This is a genomic window from Sandarakinorhabdus oryzae, from assembly GCF_009733735.1.
Classification (GTDB): Bacteria; Pseudomonadota; Alphaproteobacteria; order Sphingomonadales; family Sphingomonadaceae; genus Sandarakinorhabdus; species Sandarakinorhabdus oryzae.
Genome location: NZ_WNJP01000062.1, coordinates 1 through 15,288 on the forward strand (window position 1 = coordinate 1; position 15,288 = coordinate 15,288).

Annotated in this window: 10 protein-coding genes, 2 tRNA genes and 1 pseudogene; 1 reads left to right on the plus strand and 12 read right to left on the minus strand. The window is 63.8% G+C overall.

The genetic code is table 11. From position 1 onward, the window contains the following. The 12 genes and pseudogenes from GJ693_RS07980 to GJ693_RS08035 all read right to left on the minus strand — a co-directional run. Positions 1–514 (minus strand): annotated as a pseudogene (locus GJ693_RS07980) (TolC family protein); the annotation flags it as partial. A gap of 43 nt (positions 515–557) precedes the next feature. Further along, positions 558–1,736, minus strand: a complete 1,179-nt coding sequence (locus GJ693_RS07985; RefSeq protein ID WP_156255799.1) for a glycosyltransferase family 4 protein — start codon at positions 1,734–1,736, stop codon at positions 558–560. A gap of 183 nt (positions 1,737–1,919) precedes the next feature. After that, on the minus strand, positions 1,920–2,444 hold the full coding sequence (locus GJ693_RS07990; protein ID WP_156255790.1) for a PEPxxWA-CTERM sorting domain-containing protein: 525 nt from the start codon (positions 2,442–2,444) through the stop codon (positions 1,920–1,922). Between the two features lie 259 nt (positions 2,445–2,703). Further along, the gene (gene rpoC / locus GJ693_RS07995) at positions 2,704–6,843 is read right to left on the minus strand and encodes a DNA-directed RNA polymerase subunit beta' (RefSeq protein WP_156255791.1); all 4,140 of its coding nucleotides are present in this window, start codon (positions 6,841–6,843) and stop codon (positions 2,704–2,706) included. A gap of 73 nt (positions 6,844–6,916) precedes the next feature. Then, positions 6,917–11,047 carry a DNA-directed RNA polymerase subunit beta gene (gene rpoB / locus GJ693_RS08000; protein WP_156255792.1) on the minus strand — a complete coding sequence of 1,377 codons (4,131 nt, stop codon included), beginning with the start codon at positions 11,045–11,047 and terminating at the stop codon, positions 6,917–6,919. Positions 11,048–11,404: 357 nt separating this feature from the next. Continuing rightward, positions 11,405–11,785, minus strand: coding sequence for a 50S ribosomal protein L7/L12 (rplL, locus tag GJ693_RS08005; RefSeq protein ID WP_156255793.1), 381 nt, complete (start codon positions 11,783–11,785; stop codon positions 11,405–11,407). Between the two features lie 46 nt (positions 11,786–11,831). Further along, positions 11,832–12,347, minus strand: coding sequence for a 50S ribosomal protein L10 (rplJ, locus tag GJ693_RS08010; protein WP_156255794.1), 516 nt, complete (start codon positions 12,345–12,347; stop codon positions 11,832–11,834). A 425-nt stretch (positions 12,348–12,772) separates the two neighbouring features. After that, entirely contained in the window at positions 12,773–13,471 is a 699-nt protein-coding gene (gene rplA / locus GJ693_RS08015; protein ID WP_156255795.1) for a 50S ribosomal protein L1, read from the minus strand. Between the two features lie 4 nt (positions 13,472–13,475). Further along, entirely contained in the window at positions 13,476–13,910 is a 435-nt protein-coding gene (gene rplK / locus GJ693_RS08020) for a 50S ribosomal protein L11 (protein WP_156255796.1), read from the minus strand. Positions 13,911–13,983: 73 nt separating this feature from the next. Further along, positions 13,984–14,520, minus strand: a complete 537-nt coding sequence (nusG, locus tag GJ693_RS08025; protein WP_156255797.1) for a transcription termination/antitermination protein NusG — start codon at positions 14,518–14,520, stop codon at positions 13,984–13,986. A gap of 8 nt (positions 14,521–14,528) precedes the next feature. Continuing rightward, positions 14,529–14,756, minus strand: a complete 228-nt coding sequence (secE, locus tag GJ693_RS08030) for a preprotein translocase subunit SecE (RefSeq protein WP_156255798.1) — start codon at positions 14,754–14,756, stop codon at positions 14,529–14,531. Between the two features lie 193 nt (positions 14,757–14,949). After that, a tRNA-Trp gene (locus tag GJ693_RS08035) sits at positions 14,950–15,025 on the minus strand. A 97-nt stretch (positions 15,026–15,122) separates the two neighbouring features. On the opposite strand from GJ693_RS08035, the gene GJ693_RS08040 reads away from it, so the two are divergent. Then, positions 15,123–15,196, plus strand: a tRNA-Gly gene (locus GJ693_RS08040). Positions 15,197–15,288 lie beyond the last annotated feature (92 nt).

Sequence of the window (15,288 nt, forward strand, 5' to 3'; positions counted from 1 at the left end):
GCCCGGCCGGATCGCGCGCCAGCAGCACGCCGGCCAGGCTGCGCATCCGCCCTGCCACGGCGGCGGCGGTATCGGCACGCTCGCCGGCGGCAAACAGGCGATAGCCCAACGTGCGGGCGCGGCCAGCCAGGGTGGCATCGAACTGGGCCAGACCGAGCCGGGCCAGTGTCACATTGCCTTCCGCAATCGCCTTCCGCAGCGGGATGCGGCCATTGAACTCGATCGGCTGCAGGATGGAGACGGCAAATGCCGGGCCGTCCCCCAGGCGCTGGCCGGTCAACGGACTGTCGGTGCGCTTCTCGCCGAAATCGACGCTCAGCTCCGGATCGGCGAGGCGGCCGGCGGCGGCGACCCCGGTCTGGGCCAGGCTGATCTGGCGGGCGAGAAACTGGCGCTCGGGATTGCCGGCCACCACGTCGGCCGCCAGCGCCTCGATCGACGTGGCGGGTGCCGCCGGCTGTGCCACGACAGGCGCTGAGAGCAGGATCGTGGCAAGAAAGACAGCGCGCATCATGGCGCCCGTCTAGCGAGTCGCGCGAAAAAGAAAACCCGTTATTTTACCGAGAGTTAGTTGCAATCAATTCGCGATAGCGAGAGAGCACGGCGCCGTTGATGGCATCCCAATCAAAGGCTTGCGCGGCGGCCAGCCCGGCCTGGCCATGGGCGGCACGCAGGGCGGGATCGGTGCAATAGCGCGCCAGGGCATCGGCATAGCCGGCGATATCGCCGGGGGTGACCAGCGCGCCGGTGACCGCATCGGTGACCAGGCACGCATTGCCGCCAGCGCGCGCCGCCACCACCGGCAACCCGCTTGCCATGGCTTCGAGGTTGATATTGCCAAAGGTTTCCGTGGTCGACGGGTTGAGCAGCATGTCGACGCTGGCATAGGCGCGGGCGAGGCCCAACCCGTCGAGGAAGCCGGTGAAGATGGCATCCGGCGCCATCGCCTGGAACCGCTCGCGCGCCGGGCCATCGCCCACCACCACCAGCCGGTGCGGCACACTGCGGCGCTTCAGCTCGGCCACGGCCGCCGCGACACTGTCGAGGCCCTTTTCCAGCACCAGACGGCCGACGAAGCCGATCACCGGTTCATGGTCACCGATGCCAAGGCTCCAGCGCCATTCCGGGGAGCGGCGCTGCGGATTAAAACGGCCCTTGTCGACACCACGGCTCCACACCGCCGGATCGGTGCTGATGATGCCGGCTTCGCGCATGGTCTCGCCAAAGCCGGCGGTGGTGACGAACACCTCGTCAAGGCCGGCATAGAAGCGGCGCAGCAATGCTTCGACGCCGGGACGGATGAAGCCCAGGCCATAATATTCGAAATAGGTTTCAAAGCGGGTGTGGATGGAGGCGACCACCGGCACGCCGATTTCGCGCGCCAAGCGCTTGAGGGCATGGGCGGCCGGATCCGGGGCCGACAAGTGGATGACATCAGGCGCAAAATCGCGGATCTCGCGCTTCAGCCGTTCGGGCACGCCCAACGCCAGGCGATATTCGCCGCGGCCGGGAATGGCGAAGCTGGGCACCGACACCAGTGTGCCCGCCGGCTCGAACGCCGGGGTGTCGCTGGTCGGCGAATAGACGCGCACCGTGCAGCCCTGCCGCTCCAGATAGGCGACGAGGCGATTGAGCGCCTGGTTGGCGCCATCGCGAACATAATTGTAGTTGCCCGAATAGAGCACGACCTTGAGCGGGCGCTGCGGCGCCGGTTCGGCTTCGACAGGGTCGGGCATTCGGTAGGCAGTGGCCACGCGGGATTCCTTCACTCCTTGCTGATGTGCCACGCCATTGTGGCCAAGACGCGGCAGAGTGGTGGCCAGATTGGCCGCAGGGCGCGCGGACCCCGGATCGGCCCGGCAAAACAAAGGCCCCGCCAGCCAGCGCCAGCGGGGCCTTTGCGTGCTTGCCGGTTGAAATCAGGCGACGACAGCGGTCCGGCGACGGCGCAGTGCAGCGCCGGTCAGGCCGAAGCCCGTGATCAGCATCATCCAGCTTGCCGGTTCCGGCACGCCGCCTTCCACGGTGAACGCGTAGTTGGTGAACTGCTCGCCCTGAGCCCAATCCGAGACGAAGGCCGACGTGTCACCCGGGCTCTGGTAGAAACCGCCCGTGCTGACGGCGAAATCCTGGGCCACCTTGCGGCCGCACGGGAAGCCGGGGCAATCCGGGAACGAGCCGGCAAACCAGACCGAGACCCACGACTGGAAATCGATGTTGGCCGGGTTGGCATCGACCGTGGAGATGGCATAGTTGCTGGCCGAACCCCCAAAAATAAAGGCAGCCGCAGCCTGCCCGGTGAACGCCGGGTTGACGCCGGTGTAGGGCGTGCCATCGACCCGCCAGCTGCCAACATAGGTGTAGGTCACGGCGGCCGCCATGGACGGCAGCGCCAGCGCGGTAACGGCCGCCATCAGTGCGAGTTTCTTGAACCTGTTCATCATGGACGTCCCCCTGCTGATCAATTGACCCAATCGCAAGACCATTCAGCAATTTGCGTGCCAATTGTGCGCATACAGCCAATTTGCCACGCATCTCCTTGACATTGCTGGACTACAACTGGAGCCGTGTTCCGGGTCGCCACTGGAATGTGTAAAGCTGGTCGACAACTGACAGTTGGCCTAAATTATTGCCAAACAATGAAAAACCCCGCCAGCAGGGTTGCTGCTGGCGGGGTTCTCAGATTGGTTCAGACAGAAGGGATCAGCCTTCGGTCTGCTCCAGCGCCTTGGCACTGGCCTGCTGCACGGACCGCAGCACGGCATCGCGGCTGGCGGCCGCCACACGCAGACGGCCCATGCCGGCACCGGTGCCGGCCGGGATCAGGCGGCCGACGATGACGTTTTCCTTGAGACCGGTCAGGGTATCGATCTTGCCCTGCACCGCGGCTTCGGTGAGCACGCGGGTGGTTTCCTGGAACGACGCCGCCGACACGAACGACTTGGTCTGCAGCGAGGCCTTGGTGATGCCGAGCAGCACCGGCTTGCCGGCGGCCGGGCGGCCATCCTGACCAAGCTTGGCATTTTCGGCGTCCATTTCCTCGCGATCGACCTGTTCGCCCACCAGCAAGGTGGTGTCGCCGCTGTCGGTGATTTCCACCTTCTGCAGCATCTGGCGCACGATCACCTCGATGTGCTTGTCGTTGATGCGCACACCCTGCAGGCGATAGACTTCCTGGATTTCGGCGCAGAGATATTCGGCCAGCGGCTCGACACCCAGCACTTCCAGGATATCGTGCGGGTTGGGGTTGCCATCGATCAGATAGTCACCCCGGCGCACGAAGTCGCCTTCCTGCACGGCCACGTTCTTGCCCTTCGGCACCAGATACTCAACGATGTCGCTGCCATCTTCCGGACGGATGATGATGCGGCGCTTCGTCTTGTAATCCTTGCCGAATTCCACACGCCCATCAACACGCGCGATGACCGCGTTGTCCTTGGGAATGCGGGCTTCGAACAGTTCGGCCACGCGCGGCAGACCGCCGGTGATGTCGCGGGTCTTGGCGGCTTCACGCGGGATACGCGCCAGCACGTCCCCGGCCGAGACCTCCTGGCCATCGGCCACCGAGAGAATGGCATCGGTGGCGAGCATGTAGCGCGCCGCTTCGCCAGACTGGTCATCGAGCAGGGTGATGCGCGGACGCAGGTCATCCTTCTTGTTGCTCGACTTCCACTCGGTGACGACCTTGTTGGCGAGGCCGGTGGCTTCATCCACCTCTTCCTTCAGGGTCGTGCCTTCGATCAGGTCCTGGTATTTCACCTTGCCCGACTTTTCGGTGATCACCGGCAGGGTGTACGGGTCCCACTCGGCCAGGCGATCGCCCTTCTTCACCGTCACGCCTTCGAGGTGCGTCAGCAGCGCCCCGTAGGGGATGCGGTGCAGCGAGCGCTCACGGCCTTCGCTGTCGCGCAGCACCAGTTCACCATTGCGCGCCATCGAGACGTTGCGGCCCCGGCTGTCGGTGATGGTGACAATGCCGCGGAACTCGATCAGGCCGTCAACCGGCGCATCCAGCGTCGACTGCTCGCTCACCTGCGCCGCGCCACCGATGTGGAAGGTGCGCATGGTCAGCTGCGTGCCGGGTTCACCGATCGACTGCGCCGCGATGACGCCAACGGCTTCGCCCATGTTCACCGGCGTGCCGCGCGCGAGGTCGCGGCCATAGCAGGTGGAGCAGACGCCGCCCTTGGTTTCGCACAGCAGCGGCGAGCGGATCTTCACTTCCGCCACGGCCGCCTTCTCGATGCGGGTCACGTCGGATTCGGTCAGCAGGTGACCGGCCGGCGCCACGACTTCACCGGTCTTGGCGTCCACGATGTCGACCAAGACGGTGCGGCCGAGGATGCGCTCACCCAGCGACACAATGGTGTTGCCGCCTTCGACGATGGCCTTCATCACCATGCCGCGCGTGGTGCCGCAATCCTCCTCGACGACGACGCAATCCTGGCTGACGTCGACAAGGCGACGGGTCAGGTAGCCCGAGTTGGCGGTCTTCAGCGCGGTATCGGCCAGGCCCTTGCGGGCGCCGTGGGTGGAGTTGAAATACTCCAGCACGGTCAGGCCTTCCTTGAAGTTCGAGATGATCGGCGTTTCGATGATCTCGCCCGACGGCTTGGCCATCAGGCCGCGCATGCCGGCCAGCTGCTTCATCTGCGCCTGGCTACCACGGGCGCCGGAGTGGGCCATCATGTAGATGGAGTTGATCTGCGCCTCACGGCCATCCGGCCGCTTCTTCTTGGCGCTGATTTCCTTCATCATTTCGCCGGCAACCAGGTCACCGCAACGCGCCCAGGCGTCGACGACCTTGTTGTACTTCTCGCCCTGCGTGATCAGACCGTCCTGATACTGCTGCTCGAAGTCCTTCACCTCGGCCTTGGTCTTGTCGACCAGCACGGCCTTGGCGGCGGGGATCACCATGTCGTCCTTGCCGAAGCTGATGCCGGCCTGGAACGCGTGGCGGAAGCCCAGCGCCATGATGGCGTCGGCAAACAGCACGGTCTCCTTCTGGCCGGTGTGGCGATAGACGGTGTCGATGACGTCGCCGATCTCCTTCTTGGTCAGCAGGCGGTTGATGGTTTCGAACGGCACCTTGTGGCTCTTGGGCAGCGTTTCGCCGAGCAGCAGGCGGCCAGGCGTGGTGTTCACGCGCTTCATGTAGAGCTGGCCGTTCTCGTCGGTCTGCGGCACGCGGGCGATGATCTTGGTGTGCAGGGTGACGTTCTTGTTGAACAGCGCCTGGTGCACTTCGGCCATCGTGCCGAACGCCATGCCTTCGCCGGGTTCGCCTTCGGCTTCCATCGACAGATAATAGAGACCCAGCACCATGTCCTGCGACGGCACGATGATCGGCTTGCCGTTGGCCGGCGACAGGATGTTGTTGGTCGACATCATCAGCACGCGGGCTTCCAGCTGGGCTTCCAGCGAAAGCGGCACGTGGACGGCCATCTGGTCACCGTCGAAGTCGGCGTTGAAGGCCGAGCAGACCAGCGGGTGCAGCTGGATGGCCTTGCCTTCGATCAGCACGGGCTCGAACGCCTGAATGCCGAGGCGGTGCAGCGTCGGCGCGCGGTTCAGCAGCACCGGATGCTCGCGGATCACCTCATCCAGGATGTCCCAGACTTCCTTGCGCTCCTTTTCGACCCACTTCTTGGCCTGCTTCAGGGTCATGGAGAGACCCTTGGCATCGAGACGCGAGTAGATGAACGGCTTGAACAGTTCGAGCGCCATCTTCTTGGGCAGGCCGCACTGGTGCAGCTTGAGTTCCGGACCGGTGACGATCACCGAGCGGCCCGAATAATCGACGCGCTTGCCGAGCAGGTTCTGGCGGAAGCGGCCCTGCTTGCCCTTCAGCATGTCGGAGAGCGACTTCAGCGGACGCTTGTTGGCACCCGTGATGGTGCGGCCGCGGCGGCCGTTGTCGAACAGCGCGTCAACGGCTTCCTGCAGCATGCGCTTTTCGTTGCGCACGATGATATCGGGCGCGCGCAGTTCGATCAGGCGCTTCAGGCGGTTGTTGCGGTTGATGACGCGGCGATACAGGTCATTGAGGTCCGACGTCGCGAAGCGGCCGCCATCCAGCGGCACCAGCGGGCGCAGTTCCGGCGGGATCACCGGGATGACCGTCATCACCATCCACTCCGGCTTGTTGCCCGAGTTGATGAAGCTCTCGACGATCTTCATCCGCTTGATGATCTTCTTCGGCTTCAGTTCCGACTTGGTGGTGCGCAGCTCCTCGCGCAGCTGCTCCATCTCGCCTTCAAGATCGAGCTCCTGCAGCAGGATGCGGATGGCTTCGGCGCCGATGCCGGCCTGGAAGGCGTCTTCGCCATATTCTTCCTGGGCCGTCATCAGCTCGTCTTCGGTGAGAAGATCGAACTTCTTGAACGGCGTCATGCCCGGATCGAGCACGACATATTGTTCGAAATAGAGCACGCGCTCCAGCTGCTTCAGCTGCATGTCGAGCAGCATGCCGATGCGGCTCGGCAGCGACTTCAGGAACCAGATGTGGGCGACCGGCGCGGCCAGTTCGATATGGCCCATGCGCTCGCGGCGGACCTTGGAAACGGTCACTTCCACGCCGCACTTTTCGCAGACGATGCCCTTGTACTTCATGCGCTTGTACTTGCCGCACAGGCACTCGTAATCCTTGATCGGGCCGAAGATGCGGGCGCAGAACAGGCCATCACGCTCCGGCTTGAAGGTCCGGTAGTTGATGGTTTCCGGCTTCTTGATCTCGCCATACGACCAGCTGCGGATCTGGTCCGGGCTGGCGATGGCAATCTGGATCTGATCGAACGTCTCGGGCTTGGCGACCGGCGAGAAGAAGTTGGTAACGTCGTTCATGGTTCAATCTCCGTAAGGGGGGTGTCAGGCGCCTGGGGCAGGTGCGGCGGGCCGAAACCCGCCGCGCTGCGCCTCACTCCACCTCTTCGTTGGACTGCAGCTGGACGTTGAGACCCAGCGACCGCATTTCCTTGACCAGCACGTTGAAGCTCTCGGGGATGCCGGCTTCGAACGTGTCGTCACCCTTGACGATGGCTTCATACACCTTGGTGCGGCCCACCACGTCGTCGGACTTGACGGTGAGCATTTCCTGCAAGGTGTAGGCGGCGCCATAGGCCTGCAGGGCCCACACTTCCATTTCCCCGAAGCGCTGGCCACCGAACTGGGCCTTGCCGCCCAGCGGCTGCTGGGTGACCAGGCTGTAGGGGCCGATCGAGCGGGCGTGGATCTTGTCGTCCACCAGGTGGTGCAGCTTGAGCATGTAGATATAGCCCACGGTCACCTTGCGGTCGAACGCGTCGCCTGTGCGGCCATCGAACAGCTCGACCTGGCCCGAGCCATCAAGCCCGGCCAGTTCCAGCATGTGCGACACATCGGCTTCCTTGGCGCCATCGAACACCGGCGTGGCCATCGGCACACCGCCGGCCAGGTTGCGCGCCAGTTCCAGCACCGCCTCGTCGGCCATACCGGCGATTTCCAGATCATATTGCGGGCCATAGACGGCCTTGAACAGATCGCGGATCTCCTGGACCGTGCCGCTGGCCATGGTCTGGTGGAAGCTTTCCAGCATCGCGGCGATCTTCTTGCCCAGGCCGCGCGCGGCCCAGCCCAAGTGGGTTTCGAAGATCTGGCCGACGTTCATGCGGCTGGGCACGCCCAGCGGGTTGAGCACGATGTCGACCGGGGTGCCATCAGCCAGGAAGGGCATGTCTTCCTGCGGCAGGATGCGGGAGATGACCCCCTTGTTGCCGTGACGGCCGGCCATCTTGTCGCCCGGCTGCAGCTTGCGCTTCACCGCGACGAAGACCTTGACCATCTTCAGCACGCCCGGCGGCAGTTCGTCGCCGGCCTGCACCTTGGCCTTCTTGTCTTCCAGCTTGGCGTTGATCGAGGTGTGGGCTTCATCCCACTGCGCCTTCAACGCTTCCAGGCCGGCCTGCATGGCATCGTCGGCCACGCCGAACTTCCACCATTCGCGGCGCGGTTGCTCTTCGAGCAGGGCGTCGTCGATCTTGGCGCCCTTCTTGACGCCCTTCGGCCCGGCCACGACTTCCTGGCCCAGCAGCGCATCGCGCACGCGGGCATAGGTGGCGCGATCAAGGATGGCGCGTTCGTCGGTGGCGTCCTTTTCGAGACGCTCGATTTCCTCGCGCTCGATCTGCAGGGCACGTTCGTCCTTGTCGATGCCGTGACGATTGAAGATGCGCACATCGACGATGGTGCCCGACACGCCCGGCGGCAGGCGCAGCGAGGTGTCACGCACGTCCGACGCCTTTTCGCCGAAGATGGCGCGCAGCAGCTTTTCTTCCGGCGTCATCGGCGATTCACCCTTGGGGGTGATCTTGCCAACGAGGATGTCGCCCGGCTCCACTTCGGCGCCGATATAGACGATGCCGGCCTCGTCGAGGCGGGCGAGCGCGTCTTCACCGACGTTGGGAATGTCGCGGGTGATGTCTTCCGGACCCAGCTTGGTGTCGCGGGCCATGACTTCGAATTCCTCGATGTGGATCGAGGTGAAGATGTCTTCCTTGACGATCTTCTCGTTGATCAGGATCGAGTCTTCGTAGTTGTAGCCATTCCACGGCATGAAGGCGACGAGCACGTTGCGGCCCAGCGCCAGTTCGCCATCCTCGGTGGACGGGCCGTCGGCGATGATGTCGCCCTTCTTCACCAGATCGCCCACGGTCACCAGCGGACGCTGGTTGATGCAGGTTGACTGGTTGGAGCGCTGGAACTTCATCAGCGTGTAGATGTCCACGCCCGACTTGCCCGGTTCCACCTCGTCGGTGGCGCGGATCACGATGCGGGTGGCGTCCACCTGGTCAACGATGCCGGTGCGCTTGGCGGCGATGGCGGCGCCGGAGTCGCGGGCCACCGTGCCTTCCATGCCGGTGCCGACAAACGGGCTTTCGGCCTTCACCAGCGGCACCGCCTGGCGCTGCATGTTGGAGCCCATCAGTGCGCGGTTGGCGTCATCGTTTTCCAGGAACGGGATCAGCGACGCAGCGACGGACACCAGCTGCTTGGGCGACACGTCGGCCAGCGTGATGGTGCTGGCCGGGGCCATCAGGAATTCACCGGCCTGGCGGGCCGAGATCAGTTCCTCGACGAACACGCCCTTGCCGTCGATGCCGGCATTGGCCTGCGCGATGGTGTGGCGGGCTTCTTCCATGGCCGACAGATAGATGACGTCGTCGGTCAGCTTGCCGTCCTCGACCTTGCGGTACGGGGTTTCGATGAAGCCGTACTTGTTGACGCGGCTGAAGGTGGCGAGGCTGTTGATCAGACCGATGTTCGGGCCTTCCGGCGTTTCGATCGGGCAAATGCGGCCATAATGCGTCGGGTGAACGTCGCGCACTTCGAAGCCGGCACGCTCACGGGTGAGACCGCCGGGGCCGAGCGCCGAAACGCGGCGCTTGTGGGTGACTTCGCTGAGCGGGTTGGTCTGGTCCATGAACTGCGACAGCTGCGAGCTGCCGAAGAATTCGCGCACCGCGGCCACCGCCGGCTTGGCGTTGATCAGGTCGTTCGGCATGACGGTGTCAATGTCGACGCTCGACATGCGTTCCTTGACCGCGCGTTCCATGCGCAGCAGGCCGACGCGATACTGATTTTCCAGCAGTTCGCCAACCGAGCGCACGCGGCGGTTGCCGAGATTGTCGATGTCGTCGATTTCGCCCTTGCCGTCCTTCAGTTCAACGAGCGTCTTCACCACCGAGGCGATATCCTCGCGGCGCAGTACGGTCACATCATCCGGGCAGTCCAGCGCCAGGCGCATGTTCATCTTGACCCGGCCGACGGCCGACAGGTCATAGCGGTCGGGATCGAAGAACAGACCATAGAACATGGCTTCCGCGGTCTCGCGGGTCGGCGGTTCTCCGGGGCGCATGACGCGATAGATTTCAGCGAGCGCATGGTCGCGCTCTTCCACCTTGTCGGCCATCAGCGTGTTGCGGATCCACGGACCCACCGATACGTGATCAATGTCGAGCAGTTCGATGCTGGTCTGGCCGGCGCGATCGATCTTTTCCAGATTCTCGGCGGTCAGTTCGTCACCGGCCTCGATATAGATTTCGCCAGTGGCTTCGTTGATAAGGTCGAACGCCGAATAGCGGCCGAAGATTTCCTCGGTCGGGATCAGCAGGCTGGTCAGGCCATCGGTGGTCGCCTTGCGCACCATTCGCGGCGTGATCTTGGTGCCGGCGGGGAACACGACTTCGCCGGTTTCGGCGTTGACCACGTCAAACGTCGGCTTGGCATTGCGATAATTGGCCTCGACGAACGGCACCTTCCAGCCGGCTTCGCCCTTGGCGCCATGGCCGCGCACCCAGGTGACGCGGTTGTAGAACAGGTTGAGAATTTCTTCCGAATGCCAGCCAAGCGCGTACAGGAGCGTGGTGACCGGCAGCTTGCGCTTGCGGTCGATGCGGACGTTGACGATGTCCTTGGCGTCGAATTCGAAATCCAGCCACGAACCGCGATAGGGGATGACGCGGGCGGCAAACAGATATTTGCCCGACGCGTGGGTCTTGCCGCGATCATGATCGAAGAAGACGCCCGGCGAACGGTGCATCTGCGAAACGATCACGCGCTCGGTGCCATTGATGATGAAGGTGCCGTTGCCGGTCATGAGCGGCATGTCGCCCATGTAGACATCCTGCTCCTTGATATCGAGCACGGAGCGGGTTTCGGTATCAGGATCCACTTCGAACACGATCAGGCGCAGCGTCACGCGCATCGGCGCCGCATAGGTCATGCCGCGCTGGCGGCACTCGTCGGTGTCGTACTTCGGCTCTTCCAGTTCGTAATGCACGAAATCCAGCTCGGCGGTGCCGGCGAAATCGCGGATCGGGAAGACGCTGCGCAGGGTCTTTTCGAGGCCGGAGACATAGCCGACCGCCGGGTTGGAGCGCAGGAACTGCTCATAGCTTTCGCGCTGCACCTCGATGAGGTTCGGCATCTGCACCACTTCGCCGATGTGGCCGAAGGTCTTGCGGATGCGGCGGCGGTTGTTGAACGGCTTCACGCCTTGGGGCGGCTTCATCTGGGTGGCCATGTGCTCTGGTCGCCTTTTCGTCAAAGTCTTCGCTTCCGGCCGGATGTCCGACCGGAAAAACAGCAAAAACCGCACGTCACACCGCTGCTGCGGTATGTCGCACGGTCACTGGCGATGGAACCCCGCTTGCCTCTCCATCCGTCGCGGTTCGATCGCGCAAGCGAACCGTGTCTCGAAAAGAAGCGGGCTGGCCGGGAATCACGCCCCGTCCAGTCGTAGGCGGCAGATAGGCGCAATGTTGGAATTCGGCAAGGGGGCGGGCCCGGGTGCGACAACGAAAAAGGGGCAGCCCCGCGAGGAGCTGCCCCTTTTCCTGTTCGTGCCAGCAGAGCTGGTGCGAAGCGCTTACTTGAGCTCGACGGTGGCGCCGGCTTCTTCCAGCTGCTTCTTGAACTTCTCGGCGTCAGCCTTCGACACGCCTTCCTTGACGGCCTTCGGAGCGCCTTCGACCAGCGCCTTGGCTTCGGTCAGGCCCAGGCCGGTGATGGCGCGGACTTCCTTGATGACGTTGATCTTCTTGCCACCGTCGCCGGTCAGCACGACATCAAACTCGGTCTTTTCTTCAGCAGCGGCAGCAGCGCCACCGCCAGCAGCCGGCGCAGCGGCCACGGCCACGGCAGCAGCGGCAGACACGCCCCACTTTTCTTCCAGCAGCTTGGCGAGTTCAGCGGCTTCCAGCACGGTCAGGGCGGAAAGCTGGTCAACGATCGAGTTCAGGTCAGCCATGATAATTCTCCAGTGTGTTCAGATTGGTTTCGGTTGGGTCGAAGGCTCAGGCGGCTTCTTTTTCGGCATAGGCCGAGAAGACGCGGGCCAGCTTGGCCGCAGGTGCGGTCGACAGCTGGGCCAGCTTGGTGGCCGGTGCATTGAGCAGGCCGATCAGCTTGGCGCGCAGTTCATCCAGCGACGGCAGTTCGGCCAGGGCCTTGACGCCGTTCACATCCAGAACCGTGCCACCCATGGCACCGCCAACGATTTCGAACTTGTCGTTCGTCTTGGCGAATTCCACCGCAATCTTGGCCGCGGCCACCGGATCGGTGGACGTGGCAAGGCCGATCGGGCCGGTCAGCAGGTCGCCGATCGGCTGGTAGGGCGTGCCTTCGAGCGCGATGCGCGCGAGGCGATTCTTCGTCACCTTGTAGCTGGCGCCAGCGGCACGCATCTTGTTCCTGAGGTCGCTCGACTGGGCGACGGTCAGGCCATGGTTGCGCGTGACCACGACGACCGAGGTTTCGGTCAGCGTCTTGGCCAGGCTGGAGACGGCTTCGGCTTTTTGGGCGCGATCCATGCTCACTCCTTGGTTTCATGCCTGCCAGACCCGAAGGCCGGGCAGACCGGTGATGACGCAATCAAAAGACTGCGCCGGCTCATGAGCCTGCCGCCTGCCATTCACCATCGCTGGGGAGGAGCGGGCACCAGGCCCGTCCGAAGAGGATCGCTTGCCCCCGCCGGCAATGCCAGCGCGAGAACCGGAACAGGCACGAAGGCCCGACCGGACAAAAACCAACCTCGTCTCATGCAGGCCCAAATGGCTTAAGGGGCGACCCCACCTGCAATCTCGGACGGTCGCTCAAGCCTGATGGCCCGAACGGATGCGGCGCACTACGGGCGGCGGCCGCCAGAGTCAAGAGGTGGCGGCAAGGCGTGTGCACAAAGAGAAGGGGCCGAAGCGGTTTCCCGCTCCGGCCCCGATTTTCTGCGCTCAGCGCGCGATCAGGCGTATTGGCCGGTCGACGACGGATCGACCTTGATGCCGGCGCCCATCGACGAGCTGACGGCGACCTTGAGCAGATACTTGCCCTTGGCGCCCGACGGCTTGGCCTTGATCACGGCATCGAGCAGCGCGTCGAAGTTGGCGCGCAGCGCGTCCTTTTCAAAGCTGGCCTTGCCCAGGATGCCGTGGATGATACCGGCCTTTTCGACGCGATATTCAACCTGGCCGCCCTTGGCCGCCTTCACGGCTTCGCCGACGTTCATGGTCACGGTGCCGAGCTTCGGGTTCGGCATCAGGCCCTTGGGGCCCAGCACCTTGCCGAGACGGCCGACCAGACCCATCATGTCGGGCGTGGCGATGCAGCGATCGAAATCGATGGTGCCGCCCTGGACGATTTCCAGCAGGTCTTCAGCGCCCACCACGTCGGCACCGGCGGCCTTGGCTTCATCAGCTTTGGCACCGCGGGCGAAAACGCCCACGCGCACGGTCTTGCCGGTGCCCTTGGGCAGGGTGACGACGCCGCGGACCATCTGGTCGGCATGGCGGGGATCGACGCCCAGGTTCAGCGAGACTTCGATGGTCTCGTCGAACTTGGCGGTGGCCAGGCTCTTCACCAGGCCCAGCGCTTCGTCGATCGAATAGAGCTTCTCGCGGTCAACCGCGGCGGCCAGAGCCTTGGCCTTCTTGGTCATCGCCATTGGATCAGCCCTCCACCACTTCGAGGCCCATTGCACGGGCCGAACCTTCGATGGTCTTCATCGCCATCTCGATGCTGTTCGCGTTCAGGTCGGGCATCTTCTGCTCGGCGATGGCGCGGATCTGCGACTGCTTGATCTTGGCCACGGCGGCGCCCTTGCCCGGCGTGGTGCCGCCCGACTTCAGGCCAGCGGCCTGCTTGAGCAGGAACGAGGCCGGCGGCAGCTTGGTGATGAAGCTGAACGAACGGTCGGCATAGACGGTGATCACCGTCGGGATCGGGGTGCCCTTTTCCAGGGATTCGGTCTTGGCGTTGAACGCCTTGCAGAATTCCATGATGTTGACACCGCGCTGACCCAGTGCGGGGCCGATCGGCGGCGAGGGGTTGGCCTGGCCGGCCTTCACCTGCAGCTTGATATAACCAGTAATCTTCTTGGCCATGTGGCCACTCCTTGTTGTGTGGTGCTAGCGGCCGGGGCAACCGGCCTCCCACGCCTGTGATGGATCGGCTGAATTACTTCTGCTTTTCCACCTGTTCGAAGCCGAGCTCGACCGGGGTGGCCCGGCCAAAGATCGACACCGAAACCTTGACGCGGCCATGATCGAAGTCGATTTCCTCGACCAGGCCGTTGAAACTGGCAAATGGGCCGTCCAAGACGCGCACGCTGTCGCCGATCTCGAAATTGGCTTTCTTCTTGATCTTGGCAGCCGGGGTTTCCTCGGTCTTGGTGTTCAGCATACGGGCGGCTTCCGCCTCGCTCACCGGCTGCGGCTTGTTCTGCTGGCCCAGGAACCCGGTCACCTTCGGGGTGTTCTTGACGAGGTGATAGACATCGTCGGTCATCGACAACTTGGCCAGCACATAGCCCGGCATCGACTTGCGTTCGACCTGGCGCTTCTTGCCCTTCACCACCTCGGTGACGGTTTCGGCCGGCACCTCGACGGCGTCGATGAAATGCTCGAGGCCCATGCGGCGGGCTTCGGCGAGGATCGATTCCTTCACCTTGTTCTCGAAACCGGAATAGGCGTGAATGATGTACCAGCGTGACATATCGGTCCTCAGGCAGCCAGGCTGAGCAGGAATTTGACGGTGCGGCCCAGGATCTGATCGATCCCCAGGAAGAAGACCGACAGCAGCGACGTCATCACCAGCACCATGATCGTCATGCGCACCGTGTCGGGCAGGGTGGGCCAGGAAATCTTGCGGAACTCGGTCTGCACCTGGCGCACGAATTCCGCCGGGGAAACCCGGGGCTTCTTCGCCACTTCTGCCTTGCCGTCGCTCACGCGAATTCCCTTTGCCGTTGCACCAGACACGAATCACACCACGATGGTTCGGGCTGCCGCTTCCGGCCGCCCGCAACGCCAATAACCGGTACGGGGTGCCCCCGCTACCGGCCGAATGGTCGTTGCCCGCACCCCGAAACATTGGCCCGCAGGCCCCGATTTTCAACCAGTTGCGGTCAGAAACCCGAGCTGCTGGCAGGAGTGGAGGGGCTCGAACCCCCGGCCCTCGGTTTTGGAGACCGATGCTCTACCAACTGAGCTACACTCCTAGGCGCAGGCCGGCGGCTATAGAGAGACGGCGCCGATGGCGCAAGGGGCTGCAGGCCATTGAAACCGCGCGGCGCCTGCCGTAGAGGCAGTGATGCTGCGGGTATAGCTTAGTGGTAAAGCTCCAGCCTTCCAAGCTGGCTATGCGGGTTCGATTCCCGCTACCCGCTCCATCGCAGCGCCGAGAGCGCGCGGGCCGCGCGCCGACAGGCGCAAGATCGGCCGGCGGGTTCGCGCAGACCGATTGCCTTGGTCAGCAGTTCAT